The sequence below is a fragment of the Streptomyces sp. NPDC047917 genome (assembly GCF_043204345.1).
Taxonomy (GTDB): Bacteria; Actinomycetota; Actinomycetes; order Streptomycetales; family Streptomycetaceae; genus Streptomyces; species Streptomyces sanglieri.
Window position 1 is genome coordinate 377557 of sequence record NZ_JBIDCA010000009.1, and the last position, 20462, is coordinate 398018.

The window sequence follows — 20462 nt, forward strand, 5'->3', positions numbered from 1 at the left end:
CCGCACCTCGAAACTTAGGTTAGCCTCACCTAAAATGATATCGAGGGCGGGGAGGGGCAGCTGTGGGTCACGGCTGGGAGGGCGTTGTCCTCAAGCTCATGCGGGGACGGGACTTCACGTTCACCGTGACCGGCGCCGAGCAGGTCACCGAGGGCTTCCGCCGGGTGCACCTCACCGACGGCGGGCTGCTGGCCGCGACCGGCGGCGCGCATCCGACGATGTGGGTCAGGATCTGGTTCGAGCGGGGCGGCAGACCGCATCAGCGCGCCTACACCCTGGTCGACCCCGACCCGGACGCCGGGACGTTCAGCCTGGAATTCGCCCTGCACGACGGAGCCGCCAGCGACTGGGCGCGCACGGCCGGGCCGGGCGACACGATCGACGCGACCCTCCAGGGCACCGGCTTCGAGCTGCCCGAACCCCGCCCCGACCGGCTCTTCGTGATCGGTGACCGGGCCTCGCTGCCCGCGATCAACTCGCTGCTGGACGCGGTCCCGCAGACCCCCGCCACCATCTGGTTCGAGACGGCGCACGCCTCCGACGAGAAGCTGCCGCTCCGGCTGGACCCGGACCACCACACCCTGCACCGGATACCGCGCCGGGACCGGGGCGCCGGACTGGTCACCGGGGTCAAGGAATCGCTGCCCGGCCTGCTGGGGTCCGACGCCTCCGACGCGTACGTCTGGATCGCCTGCGACACGGCGACGACCAGGTCCCTGTCCGCGTACGTACGCAAGGACCTGGCCGTCCCCAGGGAGCGGGTGAACGCGCTGGGTTACTGGCGCGCCGGCCGGACGGCGGACTGACCGCCGTCCGCCCGACGCCGGATCAGCCCCGGGGCAGCAGCTCCTCGATCAGGTCGGCGGCCCGCGGTGTGCCGCCCTCGGCCCGTGCCCCGGCCCGGAGCAGCGCCGAGCGGCGGGCGACCTCCGGATCGGCGACGAGTTCGGTCAGGGCGGTCCGCAGCGCCTCGGCGGTCGCCTGTTCGGTGTCGATGCGCCGGGCCACGCCCAGTTCGACGAGCCGGTCGGCGTTGTTGAACTGGTCGGCGGCCTGAGGGACGGCGATCATCGGCACACCGGTGAACAGCCCCTCGCTGCTGCCGCCCATCCCGGCGTGGGTGACGAAGGCGTCGGCCTGTCCGAGGATCGCCAACTGGGGCACCCAGGAGTGCACTTCGACGTTGGACGGGATGTCGCCGAGCTCCGCCGGGTCCGTGTACTTCCCGATCTGGAGCACCACGTGCCAGCCGGGCAGGTCGCCGTAGGCGGCCAGGCACCGGCGGTAGAACTCCGGCTGCTTGGTGAACGCCGAGCCCAGCGAGACCAGGAGCACCTTCCCGGCGCCCTCGGGGCGCGTCCAGGTCTCCTTGTCCTTCCGGCCGCCGAAGCAGGGACCGACGAAGGTGACCGTGCCGGTGTCGACCCGGTCCGCGTTCGGCTGCATCGCCTTCGGGATGAGCGCCAGGGACCGCGCGGGCGGTCCGCAGAAGGTGTCCACTTCGAGGGTGGTCGCCCCGCACCCGGCGAGCCAGCGGGCGAACCTCGCCCGGTAGGCGTCGGCGCCCGGCAGCTGCCACATGGGTGCCGCGACCTCCTCGGCGTAGCCCTCCCAGCCCACGTACGTCGGGGACAGCTGCATGAGGGGACGGCCCTGCGCCTCGCCGAGGGCGCGTGCGGCGTAGGCGCCGATGTCGTACAGATAGAGGTCCGCGGGGTCGTGGTCGTAGACGGCCCGCAGCTGCGGGAGGGCCTGGACCCCCTCGTCGAGGAAGACGCCCATCGCCCCGATGGGGTCCTCGGGCCAGTTGTTGTCGGCGACCGGCAGCACGGAGCCGTAGGGAACGAACTCGGCGCCGGTGGCCTCGATCAGACCGGCCACCGCCGGGTCGTTGGCGTAGCTCACCCGGTGGCCCCGGGCCACCAGCTCCCGGATGATCTCAAGGCTGGGCAGGACATGACTGACGGCGGGAATGCCGATCATCGAGACATGGGCACGGCGACGTGACATGGATGACCACTCGTTTCAGGTCTACGGGGAATGGGACACGACGAACCGGTGCGCCGGCCACGGGACGCAACACCGTGGCGCGCACTCGGGTGCGGCGGGGTACTCGCCCCGCCCGTGTGTCAGCCGTAGATCTGATGCATGAAGTACATGCCGGGGACCATAGCCCGGCCCCGGACCCGTTCGCACGGGGTTTTCCGCCGGGCGGACCCGCGCGGCCCCGGGGCCTCTCGTCCGGACCGTGCCGGGCTCGCGTGCCCCGGCGCCCGATCCGGCCCGATCCAGACGCAGGGCCCTGAGGGCCGTCCCGCAATTCCTGGCGGGACAGCCCTCAGTCCTCCACCACCAGGGCCGGGGTCTCCTTGGTCAGTACCTCGCCGCGGAAGAACGCCGGGCTGCGGCGCCGCATCACCAGCATCAGCACCACGCCGAGCAGCAGCAGTCCGACGCCGATGACGAACACCGAGCCGACCCCGAAGACCGAGGAGCCGGAGCCGTAGGCCGGATCCCACATGTCGTAGAGGGTCTTGCCGAAGACCGCGGTGAGCAGGATGCCGCCGACGCCCGGGAACAGGCCCTTGAAGACCAGGTCGCGGAAGGAGCGGGTCAGATCGGCGCGGAAGAACCAGGCGCAGGCGAACGCGGTCAGCGCGTAGTAGAAGCAGATCATGAGGCCGAGCGCGTAGATCGTGTCGACCAGGACGTGCTCGCTGACCAGGGTCATCACCGTGTAGAAGACGCCGGTCGCGACGCCCGCCGTGATCGTGGCCCTGCCCGGGGTCCGGAAGCGCGGGTGGACCCGGGCGTACGAGGCGGGCAGGGCCTCGTACGTGGACATCGCGAGCACCGTGCGGGCCACCGGGATGAAGGTGGTCTGCAGGCTCGCCGCGGCCGAGGCGAGCACCGCGACGAAGAGCAGGATGCCGAGGCCGGGGCCCATGACCGGGCCGGCGAGCGCGGCGAAGACGTTGTCGGAGGTGCCGGGGTTGGCGAGGCCGAGCCCGGAGGTGCCGGAGCCGACGGCCATCTGGGCGGCGACACCGGTCGCCAGGTAGGAGCCGACGAGCACGACCATCGCGATGAGGGCGGCCCGCCCGGGGGTCTTCTCGCTGCCGGTGGTCTCCTCGTTGGCGGTCAGACAGGCGTCCCAGCCCCAGAACATGAAGATCGACAGCGACAGACCGGCGGTGAACGCGGCGAACGACTGCACGGCGAACGGGTTCAGCCAGGACCAGGAGAAGTCCAGCGACGAGGCGAACTCCCCGCTCCGCGACTTCTGCACGGCCATCGCCACGAACAGCGCGAGGACCACCAGCTGGAGGCCCACCAGCGCGTACTGGAGGCCCTTGGTGGCCGTCATCCCCCGGTAGCTGATCGCCGTGGCGACCGCGATCAGGGCGAGGCAGGTGAGGATGTGGACGGGTTTGCTGTCGTCCAGGGCGGCGATCGAGTCGTTGCCGGTGATCTCGCCGGCCAGCAGCCAGAAGTACGAGGTGGCGACGCCGGCCAGGTTCGACAGGACGATGATCGTCGCGATGACCAGACCCCAGCCGCACATCCAGCCGATGCGCGGGCCGAACGCCTTGACCGTCCAGGTGAACGAGGTGCCGCAGTCCGGCATGGCCTTGTTGAGCTCGCGGTACGCGAAGGCGACGAGCAGCATCGGCAGGAAGCCGGCCAGGAAGACGGCGGGCATCTGCACGCCGACCTCTCCCGCGGTGGAGCCGAGGGTGGAGGTGAGGCAGTAGACCGGAGCGACGGTGGAGATGCCGATGACGGCGCTGCCCATCAGGCCGACGGAGTTCCCGCCGAGGCCCTTGCCGCGTACGCCGCCGCCGGCCGGGGCGGCGCCGCTCGCCGTGTCTCCGGCCTGCGGCCGCACGTCCAGCTGAGTCATGAAAAGGACGATAAACGCTGCGATTTCCACATCCGGAGGATGAGACTCCGCCGTCTCATCCTTGAATTCCGGGCAACAATACGGAAAGACCTTGATTAATTGAAGGCCGTTCGCGAACACAGCCTTTCTATGCGAGGTCGAGGCTCGATCGCAGCACCGTACGGGAATCGCAACAGTGCCCGTTTTATGGTGTTTCAAATTTTCCCGTGGGTGTCCGCTCAGCGGACACCCACGGTCGTGTGCCGGTTCAGCCGGGCCAGACGATCGACTGGAGTTCGCTGTACGCGTGCAGGGCGTACGAACCGACGTCGCGCCCGACACCGCTCTTCTTGAACCCGCCGAACGGGGCCTCCATGTTCCGCCCGATGGTGTTCACGCCGACCCCGCCGGCCCGCAGCCGCCGGGCCACCCGGAAGGCGCGGGCCACGTCCGAGGACCAGACGTAGTCGATCAGCCCGTAGTCGCTGTCGTTGGCGAGCGCGATGCCCTCCTCCTCGTCGTCGAAGGGCACGACCACGACGACCGGTCCGAAGATCTCCTCGCGGACGACGCGCATCTCGTTGGTGCAGTCGGCGAGGAGGGTGGGGGCGACGTAGAAACCGCGGTCGAGCCCGGCCGGGCGTTCGCCGCCCGTGACCACCCTCGCCCCCTCCTTCCGGCCCAGCTCGACGTACGACTCGACGCGGTCGCGGTGGGCGGCCGAGATGACCGGGCCGACCACCGTGCCCCTGGCCGCCGGATCGCCCACCTTCAGATGACCGGCGTAGGCGGCGAGTTTCCCGATCAGCGCGTCATGGACATCACGCTGGACCAGGACCCTGGTCGGGGCCGTACAGATCTGGCCGCTGTAGAAGGAGAACGTGGTGCCGATGCCCGCCGCCGCGGAGTCGAGGTCCGCGTCGTCGAGGACGACCGCGGCGCCCTTCCCGCCCAGCTCCATCAGCTGCCGCTTCATCCCGCGCCCGCACACCTCCGCGATGCGCTGCCCGACCGCCGTGGAGCCGGTGAAGCTGACCATGTCGACGTCCGGGGAGTCGACGGCTGCCTCGCCCGCCTCCGGGCCCGACCCGGTGACGACATTGACGACGCCCGGCGGAACGCCCGCCGCTTCGAGCGCCTCGGCCATCCGGTAGACGGAGAGCGGGTCCTGCGGGGCGGGCTTCACGACGACCGTGTTCCCCATGGCCAGCGCGGGCGCCACCTTGCCGGCCGGGTTGGCCCAGGGGTTGTTGTACGAGGTGATGCAGGTGACGACGCCGACCGGCTGGCGGACGGCCAGCGCCCCGAAGACCCCTGCCCGCCCCATCGGCCCGGCCTCGTTGATCTGCGGCGTGATCGCCTCCTCGACCGGTTCCAGGGCGCCCCTGGCGTACCGGCGGAAGCGGGAGGCGCCCACCGCGACCTGCATGCCCCGGGCCGTCCCCGTGGTGGCGCCGCTCTCCGCGCGGGCGAGCGCGGCGTTGCCGTCGAGGTCGCGCAGCATCAGACCGGCCGCCCGGTCCAGGATCTCGGCCCGCTCCCCGGGGCGGGTCCGGGACCAGGTGGCGAAGGCCTCCCGGGCCGCGGCGGCCGCCGCGTACACCTGCTCGCGGCTCGCCTCCGGGGCGCGGCCGACCACCTCCTCGGTGGCCGGGTCGATCACCTCGTAGTGGCCGTGGTCGGGCTCGGTCCACCGGCCCCCGATGAGCAGTTTCCGGTCTCCGTTCATACCGTGCTCACCGCTCATACCGTGCTCACCGTCCGGGTGTCGCGGCCTGAGCGGAGCACCGTGCCGGGGACCGCGCCGGTCACCTTGTCGTCGCGCAGTGTCTCCACCCCGTTGACCCGGACCGAGACGATGCCGATGGCCCGGGAGTCGAGCCGGGGGCTGTCGCCGGGCAGGTCGTGGACGAGGGTGGCGGGACCGGCGTCGATGCGTTCCGGGTCGAAGAGGACGAGGTCGGCGTGGAAGCCCTCCTCGATCCGGCCCCGCTCACGGAGGCCGAAGAGCCGGGCGGGGTCGTCGGTGAGCATCTTCACCGCCCGCTCCAGGGTGACGAGCTTCCGACCGCGCAGGCAGTCCCCGATGAACCGGGTGGTGTACGGGGCGCCGCACATCCGGTCCAGGTGCGCGCCCGCGTCGGAGCCGCCGAGCATGACGTCCTCGTGCTCCCAGGTCTCCCGGCGCAGCGCCCAGGAAGCGGGGTCGTTGTCGGTGGGCATCGGCCACAGCACGGTGCGCAGCTCGTCGGCGGCGCAGATCTCGACCAGGCAGTGGAAGGGGTCGAGGCCGCGTTCGGCGGCGATGTCGCGCACCACGCGGCCGGTCAGTCCTTCGTTGGCCGTGCTGTAGGTGTCGCCGATGACGTACCGGCCGAAGTCGGCGAGGCGGCGGAAGACGCCGGCCTCCTTGCTGTCGGCGCGGCGGAGCAGCTCGGCGCGGGTGGCGGCGTCGCGGAGCCGTTCGATGCGCTCGGGGACGGGGAGGGCGAGGATGTCGCCCCAGCCGGGTATGAGGTTGAGGGCGCAGAAGGTGCCGAGCGACATGTTCATCGGGGTGAGGATCGGCATGGTCAGCGCGACGATCCGGCCCCCGGCCCGGCGGGCCCGTTCGCTGGGTACGAGCTGGCGCGGTACACGTTCGGGGACGGCGGCGTCGATGGTGAGGACGTTCCAGTTCAGCGGGCGTCCGGCGGTGGCGCTCATGTCGACGAGCAGCTCGATCTCCTCGTCGGCGAACTGATCGAGGCAGCCGGCCACGATCGCTTCGAGCTGGGTGCCCTCGTGCTCGCCGACGGCCCGGGAGAGGGCGAGGAGCTCCTCGGGCAGGGCGTGCCGGGAGGCGACGGGCTGCCCGTCGCCGTCGGAGTGGGTGGCGGACTGGGTGGTGGACAGCCCCCAGGCCCCGGCGTCCATCGCGTCGTGGAACAGCGCGAGCATCGCGTCGAGCTGCTCGGGGGTGGGCTGTCCGCCGATCGCGTCGGCGCCCATGACGTGCCTGCGCAGGGCGCAGTGCCCGACCATGAACCCGGCGTTGACGGCGATCCGCCCTTCGAGGGCGTCGAGGTACTCGCGGAAGCTGGACCAGCTCCAGTCCACGCCCTCCTCCAGCGCCTTGAGGGCCATGCCCTCCACCCGCGACATCATGCGCCGGGTGTAGTCGGCGTCCTCGGGGCGCCCGGGGTGCAGCGGGGCGAGGGTGAACCCGCAGTTGCCGCCGGCGACGGTGGTGACGCCGTGGTTCATGGACGGGGTGGCGTACGGGTCCCAGAAGAGCTGGGCGTCGTAGTGGGTGTGCGGGTCGACGAACCCGGGCGCGAGGACCAGACCGGTGGCGTCCTCGGTGGTGACGGCCTCCTCGGTGAGCGTGCCCGGCTCGGCGACGACGGCGATGCGGCCGTCACGGATGCCGAGGTCGGCGGGGTACGAGGGCCCGCCGGTGCCGTCCACGACGGTCGCTCCGCGGATGAGGTGGTCGAGCATGACGGGGGTCCCTTCTGTGGTGGGTGGATGTGCAGCCGGGGTGCGCACGGCCGCGGTACGCACCCCGGCTCCACGGAGCGGCGGTCCGGGAAGACGCCGCTGGTCCGATCGGGCCCCTCCGGTGGCCGGGGAGCGTGGGTCCGGGGCAGTGCCCCGGGCGACCGCTACGCCGCGTCGCGGAACCGTGAGGTCCGGTGCACCGGGTCCGTGTCGATCTTCGGGATCACGTGCTCACCGATCAGCTTGATCGAGTTCAGCGTGTCCTGACGGCTCACCCCGATCGGCAGCCCGAAGCTCAGCTGGTCCGCCCCCGCCTGCTCCCACCGCCTGCACTGCGCCAGCACCTCGTCCGGGTCGCCGCAGATCATCAGCTCCTCGGCGATCAGCAGCTCGATGATCTCCTCGGTGTACTCCGGGAGCAGCTCGGGCCACTCCGGGATGCCGTCGGGCCGGGGGAAGGTGTCGTGGTAGCGGAAGAGCAGCGACTGGAGGTAGTTCAGTCCGCCGCCCACCGCGATCTCGACGGCCTTGGCGTGCGTCTCGGCGCAGATGGCCGTGGAGGTGACCATGACGTTGTCGTTGACGAAGTCCCCGACGGGTTCGGCGTCCTTGACGGCCGTCTTGTACGACTCGACGACCCACTCCATGTCGGAGACCTTCTGCACGCTGAAGCCCAGCACGCCGAGCCCCTTCTTCCCCGCCATCGCGTACGAGGACGGCGAGCCGGCCGCGTACCACATCGCCGGGTGCGACTTCCCGTACGGCTTGGGCAGGATCTTGCGGGGCGGCAGCGACCAGTGCTTGCCCTGGAAGCCGACGTACTCGTCCTGGAGCCACATCTTGGGGAACTCGGCGATGGTCTCCTCCCAGAGTTCCTTGGTGTGGTTCATGTCGGTGATGCCCGGCATGAACCCGAGGATCTCGTGGCTGCCGGCCCCGCGCCCCGAGCCGAACTCGAAGCGTCCCTCCGAGAGGTGGTCGAGCATGGCGACCTTCTCGGCCACCTTCACCGGGTGGTTGACCGGGGCCAGCGGGTTGAAGATGCCTGATCCGAGGTGGATGCGGTCGGTGGCGTGGGCCAGGTATCCCAGGTACACGTCGTTGGCCGAGATGTGCGAGTACTCCTCCAGGAAGTGGTGCTCGGAGGCCCAGGCGTACTTGAAGCCGGACTTGTCCGCCTGGATGACGTACTCGGTCTCCTCGATCAGCGCCTTGTGCTCTGCCCCGGGGTCGACCTTGGCCCGTGCGGCGGGCACATACCCCTGTACAAAGAGCCCGAATTCCAAGGGGGTTCACCGTCCTCAATCGTTTCTGACACTCCGTCAGATCTTGATGCGTCCGACTGTTCCACCGGCACCGTTACCCGTCAATAGCTGACGCATCGTCAGCTCGGCTCAGAACAGGCTGACGCCCGCCAGCCATCCCCCGTCGATGACGAACGGCTGTCCGGTGATGTACGAGGAGTCCTCCGAGCTCAGGAAGAGCGCCAGCGCCGCCACCTCCTCCGGCCGCCCGATCCGCCCCAGCGGCACCAGCTTCCGGTACAGCTCGGCCACCGCCGCCTTGGACTCCTCCGGGTCCGCGGCCGGGTCCAGCGCCGCCGGGTTGGTCATCGCGGTGTCCACGGCGCCGGGGCAGACGGCGTTGACCCGGATCCCCTTCCCGGCCAGCTCCATCGCGGCCACCCGGGTCAGGCCGAGCACCGCGTGCTTGGTGGCGGCGTAGGCGCCCACGAACGCCATGCCGGTCAGCCCGGTGTACGAGGCGGTGTTGACGATGGTCCCGCCGCCCGCGGCCTCGATCTCGGGCGCGACGTTCTTGATCCCGAGGAACGCGCCCACCTGATTGACCTGCACCACCTGCTGGAACTCCTCCAGCGGCGTGCTCACCAGCTCGTTGAACCGCAGGATCCCCGCGTTGTTGACCAGCCCGTCGATCCGGCCGAAGGCGTCCTTCGCGGCGGCGACCGCGCCCTGCCAGTCCTCCTCCCGGCTCACGTCCAGGTGGACGAAGCGGGCGGCGTCCTTCCCCAGCTCGCCCCGCAGCTCCTCGGCCAGCGCCTCGCCCTGCTCGTCGAGCACATCGGCGATCACCACCCGCGCGCCCTCCGCGGCGAAGAGCCGCGCCTCCTGCTCGCCCTGCCCGCGCGCCGCACCGCTGATGAGTACGGTCCGCCCGTCCAGCTTGCCCATGGCCTGACTCCTACCTGTCGAGATGGGGTGCGACCTCGGCGGCGAACGCCGCCATCTGGTCGGTCAGTTCGCTGCGGCTCCGGCTGCGGAACCGCACCTGGATCTGGTGGACGCCCATGGCCGCGTACGCGCGCAGCGACTCCGCGAGGGCCTCCGGCTTCCCGGTGAGGGTGCGCCGCCCGACGGACCAGTCCGGCTCACCGACGTACAGCGGCTCGGTGATCGCGCCGATGACGATCGGCGCCCCGACCCCGGCCGCCTCCCGCAGCTCCTTCAGCCGGGCGATCTGCGCGGGCAGCTTCTCCCTCGGGTCGCCCTGCGGCAGCCAGCCGTCTCCCCGTACGGCCGCCCGGCGCACCGCGGCCGGCGAGGAGCCGCCCACCCAGACCGGCACCCGCTCCCGGGCCGGGCGCGGCAGCTGCCCGAGCCCGGAGAAGGCGAACCGCTCCCCCGCGAACTCCGGGTACTCATCGGGGCCGAGCGCCGACTTCAGCGCGTCGATGGTCTCGTCCAGCACCCCGCCCCGCCCGTCGAAGTCCGCCCCGAGCGCCTCGAACTCCTCCTTCACGTGCCCGGCGCCGACCCCGAGGATCAGCCGGCCGCCGCTGAGGTGGTCGAGGGTGGCGTACTGCTTGGCGGTGGCCAGCGGGTGCCGCAGGCCGACGACGGCGACATGGCTCATCAGCAGCACCCGCTCGGTGATCCCGGCGAGGAAGGCGAGCGTGGCGACCGGGTCGTACCAGACGGTACCCATGACCGCGGCGAGCCGCCGGGGGATGGCTACGTGGTCGCAGCTCGCCAGGTAGGCGAAGCCGGTGCGGTCGGCGGTGCGGGCGATCTCGGCGAGATCGGCCGCACCGGCCGCCGCCTCCCACCCCTCGGCATAGATGGTGCTCTGCGACTGGATCGGCAGCTGCATCCCGTACGACAGCGGCCCGGCGGTCGATATCGGCACCGTACGGCCTCCTCCCGAACTGATCTGACACACCGTCACATGACGGCGCGGGGCCATCGTCGTACCTGATGCTGCATCAGACAAGAGGCGGGGAGGGGCCGCCCGGCAGCGGGTGCTGTCGGACCCGCGCCCGCAGCGCGACCGGGGCCATGCCTGTGCATGGGTGCCGTGCGACGAGGCCGAGGCCCGGACGGCCGCGGCGCTCGCGGGCGGCCGCCGCCCGGTGAACAACGCAGGCGCACCCTCGAACCGGGTACTGGCCGACCCCGAGGGCAACGAGGCACGCGTCGGCGTGGCCGGCCCGCCCGAACCGGCCGCCGACCGCCCCTGACCGCCCTCGGCCGCTCCTGGCCGTTCAGGCGGCTCCCCGGCGGTCCGACCGGCCGGACCGGCCGGTGAAATGGGATGTCTGCCCCGGTCGTTAGGATTCCAGGGCCCGCACCTGCGGTCCGTGAGGCGAACACCTTCACGACCAGTGGTGCGGGGCTGTGGATTCACTTGCGAGAGCCCATAAGACGGTCTGCGGTCGCGGGCCGTCCGTGACCAGTGGAGTTCGAACAACATGAGACCTCGACGTCTTCGCCCCTACGTGTGCATAGGCACCCTCCTCGCAGTCGGCCTCCTGGCCGGCTGCTCCTCGTCGGACGGGTCGGCCGAGCCGACGCGCCCGGAATCGTCGTCCGACCGGCCCACGCACGCGAGCGACAGCCCGAAGGAGTCGTCCCCGGCCTTCGCCACCCCGGCCGAGTGCGACGGACTCCAGCTCAAGGGCGGTACGACCCTCGCCGGCTCGGCCCTGTCGAAGTGTCTGGTGGCCGCCCTCAAGGCGTACGGATCGGGGACCGAGTCCGTGCAGTCGGGGGACGAGTCGGGGACCTCGCGGTTCATCTTCGGAGACGAGTCCGCGCTGGCCGGCTCGATGACGGGGCCGGAGGGGGAGAAGGCGTACGTCTTCAAGGGCGAGGACGAGTGGATCAAGACACCGGGGCTCGGCAAGTGGGTCAAGGGGGACAAGAGCAGCAGTGACCCGCAGGAGCAGATCGTGGCCGCCACGGGGAAGCTCTACCGCGCGCTCGCCGATCCGGAGATGACGGCCCAGATGATCGCGTCGGCGCCGGAGTGGACCGTCGAGCAGGAGCGGCCCGTGATCTCCCTGGAGAACGGGGAGGACGTCACGGCATGGCGGATCGTGAACAAGAAGCCGTACACGTTCCTGGGCGCGGCCGTGCGGGAGCACATTCTCTGGTTCGGGGACGACTTCACGCCCTACGGCGGTCAGGCCGAGTCCCAGGCGGGCGGCGTGATGAGCACGACCACGCAGCACTTCTACGACCTGGGCAAGCCGGTGACGATCGAGGCGCCCGAGTAGGCAGGTGGGCGCGCAGACCTGTCACGTCCCGCGTCCCGGGCCCGGCGTCCGGGGCCCGGGACGCGGGCGGACAGGCTCCTACAGCGGGACGACGACGAGGGCCGTGTCGTCATCGGCGCCCGCCGCCGGCAGGAGGTCCGCCGACAGCGCGTCGGCGAGCGTCTCGGCCCCGCCCCCCGCCCCGTGGTGGCGGGTCAGCGCGGCGGCGAGCCGGGAGAGGCCGGTGTCGATGTCCTCGTTCCGGCGCTCGATCAGGCCGTCGGTGTAGAGCACGAGGAAGGCGCCCTCGGTGAAGGGCACCGTCGCCTGAGGCCAGGGTCCCGGTTCACAGCGGGCGCCGAGCGGCGGATCGGTGGCCCGGTCCAGGAACTCCACGGTGCCGTCGCCCCGCAGCAGGGCCGGCGGCAGGTGACCGGCGACGCTGTACGTGATGCGGCGGGCGTCCCAGTCGATGAGCGCGCTGGCCACCGTCGTGTTCTCGGCCCCCACCACGGAGTCGGCGTACAGCTCCAGGATCTCCAGAGCGCGGGCCGGGCCGCCGCAGGAGCGGGAGGCGGCACTGAGAGCGCTGCGCAACTGCCCCATGACGGTGGCCGCCGACAGTCCGTGACCGACCACGTCGCCCACCGCGACCCCGAGGCGCCCGTCCGGCAGCTCCACCAGGTCGTACCAGTCGCCGCCCACCTCCAGTGCCCGGACGGCCGGCCGGTAGCGCACGGCCACCGGGTGACGTCCGACCGTACGCGGGGCGGGCAGCATCGCCTCCTGGAGGCTGAGCGCGACCGCACGGGCCTGGATCAGCTCGGTCACCTCCGCCACCCGGTGCAGCAGCAGCGCGACCCGGCCGTCCGCGCCGGGGACGGGAATGTTGGTCATGCTCCAGAAGCGTTCCTCCACCGCCCTGGGCCGGACGGTGGCGATGTCGTCGTCCGGCGGGTCGAACCGCTGGAGCTCCATGGTCTCGGCCCGTCCGGTCCGCACGACCCGCCGCAGCGACTCCCCGATGTTGCGCGCCACGGCCGCGTTGGGATGGTTCGGCCGGTCGGCGTAGTCATCGGGCATGTAGTGGCCGATGACATCCGCACGGCTGCGGCTCACCACGCGCAGCCACTCCTCGTTGACGTCCGCGAAGTACAGCTCCGGGGTCAGGAGGGCCACCGCCCCCGGAAGCGCCTGGAAAACCGCTCGGTAATCGATCTCTGGTTGCTTCATGACTGTCCCGCCTGGACACGGTGAGATCCCACCTACACCATGTCGGATTTACGCGGCACCCGCCTCCGGATGCCGCCGCGCCGGTCCGGAGCGGTCGCACAGCGTGACGCGCCGCGCCGGCGGGGCGTCGCACCCCGATGAGGCGCACCGTCTCCGCCCACCGGCCGGCCTCCAGGGTGCTGGCAACCGGGCGGCCGCCGGTGTCACGGCCGGCGTCGCCCACCGGTCGGCCTCCGGGGTTCGGACAACCGGGCGGCCGCCGGTGTCGCGGCCGGCGTCGCCCTCCGGCCGTCGCCGCCGGTCGCGGCGGATACCGGAGACGCGGGCGCGGGGCCATCGTGATACCTGACGTCACACCATCGGGCAGGGGGCGAAGAAGCAGCTACGGCCGGCCGGCGTCGTCGTCGGCGTCGCCCTCGTCGTCGTCCCCACCGGTCGCCGCGCTCTCGGGAGCCCGCGCGCTCCCCGGCGCCGCCCCGCCCTCTTCCTCCTCTTCCTCGTCCTCGCTCTCGTCGGGCGCGGCCTGGACGCCCACACCCTGCGAGGTCGACACGTTCTGGTCGATGGCACCCCCGCCGCCGTCGTGGTCGCTGCCCGCCGTGCCCTTGCTCAGGGGGCCCAGCACATTGAGCGTCCGGTCCACCTCCAGCCAGGAGTCGGCGTTGGAGTTGTCGATGGTGACCAGGGACGGACCGTGGTGCGTCTCCATTCCGCCGTCGGGGGCGTCAGCCCAGGCCCCTCCGGCGGCCAACTGGCCCTGGCAGAGCGCCCCGAGGACGACCACCAGGGCCGCGCGCGCCTTCGACGAGGTGAATCCCATGTTCCCGCTCTTCCTTCTCGCTTCGTGCCTGTGGTGCACAGCAAGCCGGGGCCCCGCGGTGCGCGGTGACGCACCGTCGAGGCCCGGCATTCGGACCTTCGGTGACCAGCCGGGCCGACCGCACCCGGCGGGCGTCCGGATCAGACGGTCACGGACTCGCGGGCGGGGTGGTGCCTGCTGATGTTCTTCTCCAGCAGTTCCGTCGAGCGCTGCACCCCGATCCCCTCGGCGGGCACGAACTCCGGAAGCCGCCCGTCGGACCGCTTGAGGTCCGTCAGCGCGCTGTCGATGGCCGCGTGCGCGGCGAAGAGACAGGGCGTGCTGTAGATGGCCACCTGGCAGTCCAGGTCGGTGAGTTCGGAGAGCGAGAGCCTGGGCGACTTGCCGCCCGCGATCTGGTTGAAGAGCAGCGGCTTGTCACCGACCACCTCCCGGATCCGCTTGATCCACTCGATGCTGCGCACCCCGTCGACCAGGACGACATCGGCGTCCGTCGAGGCCAGCGCCTCGGCGCGGCGCAGGATGTCCGACTCCTCCGTGGCGTCCGTGCGGGCCACGACCACCAGGTCCCGCCTGCTCTCCAGTACGAGGTTGAGCTTCTCCAGGTACTCCTCCAGCGGCAGCACCTGCTTGCCGTCCGCGTGGCCGCACCTGCGCGGACGCTTCTGGTCCTCCAGGATCACGCCGGAGGCGCCGATCCGCTCCAGCCGCTGCACCACGTGGCAGGCCACCTCGGGGTCGACATAGCCGTCGTCGATGTCCACCAGCAGGTGGTGGGTGGGGAAGGCCAGCCGCAGCCGCTCCACGAAGGCCACCATGTCCGGCCAGGCGATGAAGCCGATGTCGGGGAGCCCGTAGTGGGAGGCGGCGAAGCCGAAGCCGGACACGAAGAACCCTTCGTAGTGCCGGGCCACGACGGAGGCCGAGTACATGTCGTAGATACCGATGAGCGGAGTCGTTCCCGGGGACCGGACTTCGTCCCTCAGCGCAGTTCCGTAACTCACAGCGTCTCTCCTTGACCAATGGATGAACGGGTGTTGAGCGATGTCGTCCCGGGTGCTGCGGGCTCCGTCGATACCGACCCCCGAGTCTCTGACGGCGCGGGTGCGGGAACACCGCGCGCGGACTCGCCCACCAAAAAGAGGCAGCGGCATTCCAGCCGCCCGCACAGGACGCAAAAGGCTGCCCTCTTGCGAAGACGCGTATATCTATACAGCCATGACTGTGTCTTTACTCAGGGACGCGCCGCTTTTTACCCTGCGTGCGAGGCTTCTCAGGAGTGCGCCGGGGGCTTGTCGGAGGCGCGCGGAATCCGGCGGTTGCTTCCTTTCGGATCATCCGAAACAGCAACTCGGGAAAGCATCGAATTCCCTGTGTACACGCTGTGTTGACGTTTTACGGGATCGCCATGACGAAAGCGCGGAAGAGCGTCGTCCGGCGTTTCGCGGGACCGCTTGAGCAGGAACGTTCCACCTCTCCGGGGAACGCCGGCGGCGGATCTACCGGTCGAACTGTTCGAGCAGATGCACCACATAGTTTTCCAGTCGCTCCGTGAGCGCCCCGGGCGTCGGGCCGGTCCGCTCCGGCGTCGTCGAACCGCACCTCTCCGGGTGCGCGACGACGTGCGCGGGCGCCCGCCCGCGGTGCTGGGCGGGCGCCGCTCCGGTGTCGCTCACTTCCGGTACAGCGCCTCGATCTCCGCCTCGAAGTCCCGGGCGATCGCGGCTCGCTTCAGCTTCAGCGAGGGGGTCAGATGCCCGCTCTCCTCGGTGAAGTCCACGGGCAGGACGGCGAATTTGCGGATCGACTCCGCGCGGGAGACCAGCCGGTTGGCCTCGTCGACGGCGCGTTGCAGCGCGGTGCGCAGCTCCTCGTCGTCGACGAGTTCCCGCATCGGCACGTTCTGCTTCTTCTTCATCTGCCGCCAGTGGGCGAGCCCGTCGGGCTCCAGGGTGATCAGTGCGGTGATGAAGGAGCGGTTGTCGCCGACCACCATGCACTGGCTGACCAGAGGGTGGGCGCGCAGCCAGTCCTCCAGGGGCGCCGGGGTGACGTTCTTGCCGCCGGAGGTGATGATGATGTCCTTCTTGCGGCCGGTGATCGTGAGGTAGCCGTCCTCGTCGAGCGCGCCCAGGTCTCCGGTGGCGAACCAGCCGCCCTCCTGCACGGACACCGGCCGGCCCTGTTCGGCGTCCCAGTAGCCCTGACACACCTGACCGCCGCTGAGCAGCACCTCGCCGTCGTCCGCGATCCGCACGGCGGTGCCCGGCAGCGGCCAGCCGACGGTGCCCAGGCGCGGCTTGAGCGGCGGGGTGACGGTGGCGGCGGCGGTGGTCTCGGTAAGGCCGTATCCCTCGAAGATCTCGATGCCCGCGCCCGCGTAGAACGCCGCGAGCCGGTGGCCCAGCGGGGAGCCGCCGCAGATCGCGTACCGGACGTGGCCGCCGAGCGCGGCCCGGATCCGGCGGTAGACCAGCGGGTCGTACAGTGCGCGGGCGGCCCGCAGGCCCAGCCCCGGACCGGGGCCGGTGCCGTGTTCGGCGGCCTCGACGGCCTCCCCGTACCGCTGGGCGATCCGCGCGGCGCGGTCGAACGACGAGGCGCGGCCCATCTTCTCGGCGGTGGCGCGGCCGGTGTTGTAGACCTTCTCCAGCACGTACGGGATGGCCAGCAGGAACGTCGGCCCGAACCCCGCCAGGTCGGCGAGCAGGTCCTCGGTCCGTATGGACGGGGCGTGGCCGAGGCGGACCCGGGCACGCAGGCAGCCGATCGCGACCATCCGCCCGAAGACATGGGAGAGCGGGAGGAAGAGCAGGGTGGAGGCGGGATCCTTGCTGACCGATTTGAAGACCGGGTGGAGCAGCTCGATCGCGTTGTCGACCTCGGCGAAGAAGTTGCCGTGGCTGAGCACACAGCCCTTGGGGCGGCCGGTGGTGCCGGAGGTGTAGATGAGGGTGGCGGGGGTCTCCGGCTCCAGCGTGGCGCGGCGGGCGGCGACGACGTCGTCGGGGACGTCCCGGCCGAGGGTCTTCAGCCGGCCCAGCGCGCCCGTGTCGAACTGCCACAGGTGGGCCAGGTCGCCGAGCTGCCTGCGCTCCTGACTGATCAGCCGACCCTGGTCCGCGGTCTCGACGGCGCACGCGACGGCGCCGGAGTCCTGGAGGATCCAGCGGGTCTGGAAGGCGGAGGAGGTCGGGTAGATGGGGACGGTGACGAGGCCGGCGGCCCAGGCCGCGAAGTCGAGCAGGGTCCACTCGTAGGTGGTACGGGCCATGATCGCGATCCGGTCGCCGGCACCGAGGCCCTCCGCGATCAGCCCCTTGGCGACGGCGAGCACCTCAGCCGCGAAGTCCGCCGCGTTCACGTCCCGCCAGTCGCCGTCCGGCTGCTTGCGGCTGAGCACGGCGTCGGCGGGGGCCTCGCGGGCGTTGTCGAACGGGATCTCGGCGAGCGAGCCGCGGCGCACGGGCGGCGCGGCCGGCGGTACGGAGACCTGTCGCACCGAGCCGTCGGCGGCCCTGACTTTCGTCGGCTCGACGAGGACGGGGGCGGCGGCAGTGGCGGGGGCGGTGGATGGCGTGGACACGTGCGGCTCCTCAACGTGGGGTCGGGTGATCTCGCCGGGTCCGTCCGGCGGCCGGTGCGTATGAGGCGTCATGGGCGTCGGAGGCGTGGGGACGTGGAGGCGTCGGAGGCGTGACAGACGCCGGGGGGCGGGGCGGGGCGGTATCAGGGGTGCGGAAAGTGGGTGCACCAGGGGTGCGGAGAGGGGTGTGTCAGCGGCTCGGAGAGGGGGTGTGTCAGGGGTGCGAGGGGTGTCAGGGGCGTTCGAGGATCGCCGTGACGCCCTGGCCGCCCGCCGCGCAGATCGAGATCAGGCCCCGGGACGGTCCGCCGCGCTCCGCCAGGAGCTCGGCGAGGGTGGCGACGATCCGGGCGCCGGTCGCGGCGAACGGGTGGCCGGTGGCGAGCGAGGATCCGGCGACGTTGAGCCGGTCCCGGTCGACCGGGGCCAGGCCCTGTTTCTCCCAGGCCGCGAGGGTGGCCAGCACCTGGGAGGCGAAGGCCTCGTGGATCTCGAACAGGTCGAAGTCCTCGATGGTGAGCCCGGCGCGCTCCAGCATGCGCGGCACGGCGTACGCCGGAGCCATCAGGAGTCCGTCGTCGCCGTTCACATGATCCACAGCCGCCGTCTCGTACATGGACAGGTAGGCGAGCGGCTCCAGGCCGTGCGCGCGGGCCCACTCCTCGCTCGCCAGCAGTACGGTCGCGGCGCCGTCGGTGAGCGGGGTGGAGTTGCCCGCGGTCATCGTCGCGTCGGGGTGGCCGGTGCCGAACACCGGCTTCAGCGTGGCGAGTTTCGCGGCGGTGGAGCCGGGGCGGAGGTTCTGGTCACGGGTCAACCCCCGGAACGGGACCACGAGGCCGTCCAGGAAGCCACGCTCGTACGCGGCCGCGAGCCGCTGGTGGCTGGTGGCGGCGAGGAGGTCCTGGTCCTCGCGGGTGATGCCCCACCGGCGGGCCGTGACCGCCGCGTGCTCGCCCATCGAGAGGCCGGTGCGGGGTTCCGCGTTGCGCGGCATGTCCGGGACCAGGTGCCGGGGGCGTACGCCCGCGAGCGCCTTGATCCTGGCCCCCGCCGACTTCGCCCGCCGGGCGTCGAGCAGCAGCCGGCGCAGCTCGTCGTTGACGCCGAGGGGAGCGTCGCTGGTGGTGTCGGTGCCGCCCGCGATCGCCGAGTCGACCGCCCCGAGCATGATCTTGTCCGCCGCGGCGACGACCGCCTGGAGACCGGTGCCGCACGCCTGCTGGATGTCGTACGCGGGGGTGCGCGGGTCGAGCGCCGAGCCGAGCACGGTCTCCCGGGCCAGGTTGAAGTCGCGGCTGTGCTTGAGCACGGCGCCCGCCACGAACTCACCGACCCGCTCCCCCTGGAGCCCGAACCGCTCGACCAGCCCGCCCAGCGCGGCCGTGAGCAGCTGCTGGTTGGAGGAGTGCGCGTAGGGGCCGTCCGAGCGCGCGAACGGGACGCGGCTGCCGCCGATGACCGCGACCCTGCGGGGCCGCGGGAGTTCGAGGGGAATCATCTCGACCAGCTCCTGACTCTTGAGTAACCTTACTCTGGAGTAAATCTACGACCGAGCAGGGAGTCAGGACAATGGCCGACCGCTATCTGCACTTCACCGGCACAGCACCCGGCCGATTTCTCACCCGGAGGCTCGGACTCCCGCAGCCCGCCCCGCTGCGCCGCTGGTCACCGCGGACCCCGGCGCTGGACGGCCCACTGCTGCACCTCACCGCCGGGGACTCCGCGGCCACCGGCGAGCTCGGCGCGCTCCTCGCCGCCACCGGCCTCGACGTCACCGCGCGCGCCGAACGCCCCGCCGGGATCGTGCTGGACGCGACGGCCGTCGACACCCCCGGCAAGCTGGCCGGGGTCCACGCGGCGCTGCACCCGGTGATCCGTTCCCTCGCCCCGGGCGGGCGCGTCGTGGTGCTGGGGGTGCGGCCGTCGGCCGACGACCACCATCAGGCCGCCGCCCAGCAGGCGCTGGAGGGGTTCGTACGCTCGCTGGGCAAGGAGATCGGCGGGGGCGCCACCGTACAACTGCTCCGCATCGCCCCGGAAGCCGTCGGCGCCGCCGAATCCACCCTGCGATTCCTGTTCTCGCCCCGCTCCGCGTACATCAGCGGCCAGGTGATCGAGCTGACCGCCGCCGTCCCCGGCCCGGTCGCCGACTGGACCGCCCCGCTCGCCGGGCGCACCGCCCTGGTCACCGGCGCGGCGCGCGGCATCGGCGCCTCGGTCGCCTCGGTGCTGGCCCGCGACGGCGCCCGGGTGATCTGCCTGGACGTCCCGGGGACCGGGGACGAACTGGCCCGGACCGCCGACGCGCTCGGCGCCACCGCGCTGCCGCTGGACATCACCGCGGACGACGCCGCGGAACGGATCGCCGCCGCGGCCCCCGGCGGCCTCGACGTCCTCGTCCACAACGCGGGCATCACCCGCGATCGCCGCCTCGCCAACATGCCGGCCGAACGCTGGGCCTCGGTCGTCGACGTGAACCTCGACAGCGTGCTGCGCACCACCGACGCCCTGCTCAAGGCGGGCACCGTCAACCGCGGCGGCCGGATCGTCGCCACCGCGTCCATCGCCGGCATCGCGGGCAACAACGGCCAGACGAACTACGCGGCGAGCAAGGCGGGCATCATCGGGCTGGTCCGCGCACTGGCCCCGCGCGCCGCCGCCGACCACGACGTCACGGTCAACGCGGTGGCCCCCGGCTTCATCGAGACGAAGATGACCGCGGCCGTCCCCCTCCTCATCCGGGAGGCGGGCCGCCGGATGAACTCCCTCGCCCAGGGCGGCCTCCCGGTCGACGTCGCCGAGACTACCGCCTGGTTCGCCCAGCCCGCCTCGACGGCCGTCAACGGCCAGGTCGTACGGGTCTGCGGCCAGAGCCTGCTGGGGGCGTGACACCGTGCCGAATCCGAACGGGTCACCCGCACGGGCAGCTGTCACGTCCACGCACGAGAGGGCCGGCCTC

17 protein-coding genes are annotated in these 20462 nt (G+C 71.7%); 4 read left to right on the forward strand and 13 right to left on the reverse strand.

Annotation, left to right across the window (positions count from 1 at the left end; genetic code table 11):
• Positions 1-62: 62 nt before the first annotated feature.
• On the forward strand, positions 63-806 hold the full coding sequence (locus ACGF8B_RS23730; RefSeq protein ID WP_392741834.1) for a siderophore-interacting protein: 744 nt from the start codon (positions 63-65) through the stop codon (positions 804-806).
• Between the two features lie 22 nt (positions 807-828).
• Here the strand turns inward: ACGF8B_RS23730 and ACGF8B_RS23735 are convergent, their stop codons facing one another.
• The 7 genes from ACGF8B_RS23735 to ACGF8B_RS23765 all read right to left on the reverse strand — a co-directional run bounded on the left by ACGF8B_RS23735 (position 829) and on the right by ACGF8B_RS23765 (position 10513).
• Positions 829-2010: a macrolide family glycosyltransferase gene (locus ACGF8B_RS23735; RefSeq protein ID WP_392741837.1), complete on the reverse strand. Its 1182-nt coding sequence runs from the start codon at positions 2008-2010 to the stop codon at positions 829-831.
• A gap of 328 nt (positions 2011-2338) precedes the next feature.
• Complete coding sequence (locus tag ACGF8B_RS23740) at positions 2339-3904, reverse strand: APC family permease (protein ID WP_392741840.1); 1566 nt, start codon at positions 3902-3904, stop codon at positions 2339-2341.
• Between the two features lie 247 nt (positions 3905-4151).
• Positions 4152-5612, reverse strand: a complete 1461-nt coding sequence (locus ACGF8B_RS23745) for an aldehyde dehydrogenase family protein (RefSeq protein ID WP_392741843.1) — start codon at positions 5610-5612, stop codon at positions 4152-4154.
• Between the two features lie 14 nt (positions 5613-5626).
• Positions 5627-7366, reverse strand: a complete 1740-nt coding sequence (locus ACGF8B_RS23750) for an amidohydrolase family protein (protein ID WP_392741846.1) — start codon at positions 7364-7366, stop codon at positions 5627-5629.
• Positions 7367-7530: 164 nt separating this feature from the next.
• Positions 7531-8652, reverse strand: a complete 1122-nt coding sequence (locus ACGF8B_RS23755; protein WP_392741849.1) for an LLM class flavin-dependent oxidoreductase — start codon at positions 8650-8652, stop codon at positions 7531-7533.
• Positions 8653-8760: 108 nt separating this feature from the next.
• A complete protein-coding gene (locus ACGF8B_RS23760) occupies positions 8761-9558 on the reverse strand; it encodes an SDR family NAD(P)-dependent oxidoreductase (protein WP_392741852.1) in 798 nt (265 codons plus the stop codon).
• A gap of 10 nt (positions 9559-9568) precedes the next feature.
• The gene (locus ACGF8B_RS23765) at positions 9569-10513 is read right to left on the reverse strand and encodes an LLM class F420-dependent oxidoreductase (RefSeq protein ID WP_392741856.1); all 945 of its coding nucleotides are present in this window, start codon (positions 10511-10513) and stop codon (positions 9569-9571) included.
• Between the two features lie 112 nt (positions 10514-10625).
• On the opposite strand from ACGF8B_RS23765, the gene ACGF8B_RS23770 reads away from it, so the two are divergent.
• Together ACGF8B_RS23770 and ACGF8B_RS23775 are read left to right on the forward strand one after the other, a co-directional pair.
• On the forward strand, positions 10626-10844 hold the full coding sequence (locus ACGF8B_RS23770; RefSeq protein WP_392741859.1) for a VOC family protein: 219 nt from the start codon (positions 10626-10628) through the stop codon (positions 10842-10844).
• Positions 10845-11075: 231 nt separating this feature from the next.
• Positions 11076-11882, forward strand: coding sequence for a hypothetical protein (locus ACGF8B_RS23775; RefSeq protein WP_392741862.1), 807 nt, complete (start codon positions 11076-11078; stop codon positions 11880-11882).
• A gap of 78 nt (positions 11883-11960) precedes the next feature.
• Here ACGF8B_RS23775 and ACGF8B_RS23780 read toward each other — a convergent pair whose 3' ends face one another.
• From ACGF8B_RS23780 to ACGF8B_RS23805, 6 genes are all read right to left on the reverse strand, one after another.
• Positions 11961-13094, reverse strand: a complete 1134-nt coding sequence (locus ACGF8B_RS23780) for a PP2C family protein-serine/threonine phosphatase (RefSeq protein WP_392741865.1) — start codon at positions 13092-13094, stop codon at positions 11961-11963.
• 382 nt (positions 13095-13476) lie between these two features.
• Positions 13477-13914 (reverse strand): hypothetical protein, encoded by a 438-nt coding sequence (locus ACGF8B_RS23785; RefSeq protein ID WP_392741868.1) that lies wholly within the window; start codon positions 13912-13914, stop codon positions 13477-13479.
• Between the two features lie 140 nt (positions 13915-14054).
• Positions 14055-14918 carry an oxaloacetate decarboxylase gene (locus tag ACGF8B_RS23790; RefSeq protein ID WP_392741871.1) on the reverse strand — a complete coding sequence of 288 codons (864 nt, stop codon included), beginning with the start codon at positions 14916-14918 and terminating at the stop codon, positions 14055-14057.
• Between the two features lie 495 nt (positions 14919-15413).
• Complete coding sequence (locus ACGF8B_RS23795; RefSeq protein ID WP_392741874.1) at positions 15414-15590, reverse strand: hypothetical protein; 177 nt, start codon at positions 15588-15590, stop codon at positions 15414-15416.
• Entirely contained in the window at positions 15587-17500 is a 1914-nt protein-coding gene (locus tag ACGF8B_RS23800; RefSeq protein WP_392741877.1) for an AMP-dependent synthetase/ligase, read from the reverse strand. Before ACGF8B_RS23800 ends, ACGF8B_RS23795 begins: the two co-directional genes overlap by 4 nt.
• A gap of 232 nt (positions 17501-17732) precedes the next feature.
• On the reverse strand, positions 17733-19001 hold the full coding sequence (locus tag ACGF8B_RS23805; protein ID WP_392741880.1) for an acetyl-CoA C-acetyltransferase: 1269 nt from the start codon (positions 18999-19001) through the stop codon (positions 17733-17735).
• Positions 19002-19072: 71 nt separating this feature from the next.
• On the opposite strand from ACGF8B_RS23805, the gene ACGF8B_RS23810 reads away from it, so the two are divergent.
• A complete protein-coding gene (locus tag ACGF8B_RS23810; RefSeq protein WP_392741883.1) occupies positions 19073-20392 on the forward strand; it encodes a 3-oxoacyl-ACP reductase in 1320 nt (439 codons plus the stop codon).
• The last annotated feature ends 70 nt before the right edge of the window (positions 20393-20462 follow it).

Excerpts from the sequence above, each read along its gene's own strand:
- ACGF8B_RS23740 (WP_392741840.1), bottom strand. The coding sequence starts at position 3,904 with ATGACTCAGCTGGACGTGCGGCCGCAGGCCGGAGACACGGCGAGCGGC.
- ACGF8B_RS23805 (WP_392741880.1), bottom strand. The coding sequence starts at position 19,001 with ATGATTCCCCTCGAACTCCCGCGGCCCCGCAGGGTCGCGGTCATCGGC.
- ACGF8B_RS23760 (WP_392741852.1), bottom strand. The coding sequence starts at position 9,558 with ATGGGCAAGCTGGACGGGCGGACCGTACTCATCAGCGGTGCGGCGCGC.
- ACGF8B_RS23735 (WP_392741837.1), bottom strand. The coding sequence starts at position 2,010 with ATGTCACGTCGCCGTGCCCATGTCTCGATGATCGGCATTCCCGCCGTC.
- ACGF8B_RS23775 (WP_392741862.1), top strand. The coding sequence starts at position 11,076 with ATGAGACCTCGACGTCTTCGCCCCTACGTGTGCATAGGCACCCTCCTC.
- ACGF8B_RS23750 (WP_392741846.1), bottom strand. The coding sequence starts at position 7,366 with ATGCTCGACCACCTCATCCGCGGAGCGACCGTCGTGGACGGCACCGGC.
- ACGF8B_RS23785 (WP_392741868.1), bottom strand. The coding sequence starts at position 13,914 with ATGGGATTCACCTCGTCGAAGGCGCGCGCGGCCCTGGTGGTCGTCCTC.
- ACGF8B_RS23780 (WP_392741865.1), bottom strand. The coding sequence starts at position 13,094 with ATGAAGCAACCAGAGATCGATTACCGAGCGGTTTTCCAGGCGCTTCCG.
- ACGF8B_RS23745 (WP_392741843.1), bottom strand. The coding sequence starts at position 5,612 with ATGAACGGAGACCGGAAACTGCTCATCGGGGGCCGGTGGACCGAGCCC.
- ACGF8B_RS23810 (WP_392741883.1), top strand. The coding sequence starts at position 19,073 with ATGGCCGACCGCTATCTGCACTTCACCGGCACAGCACCCGGCCGATTT.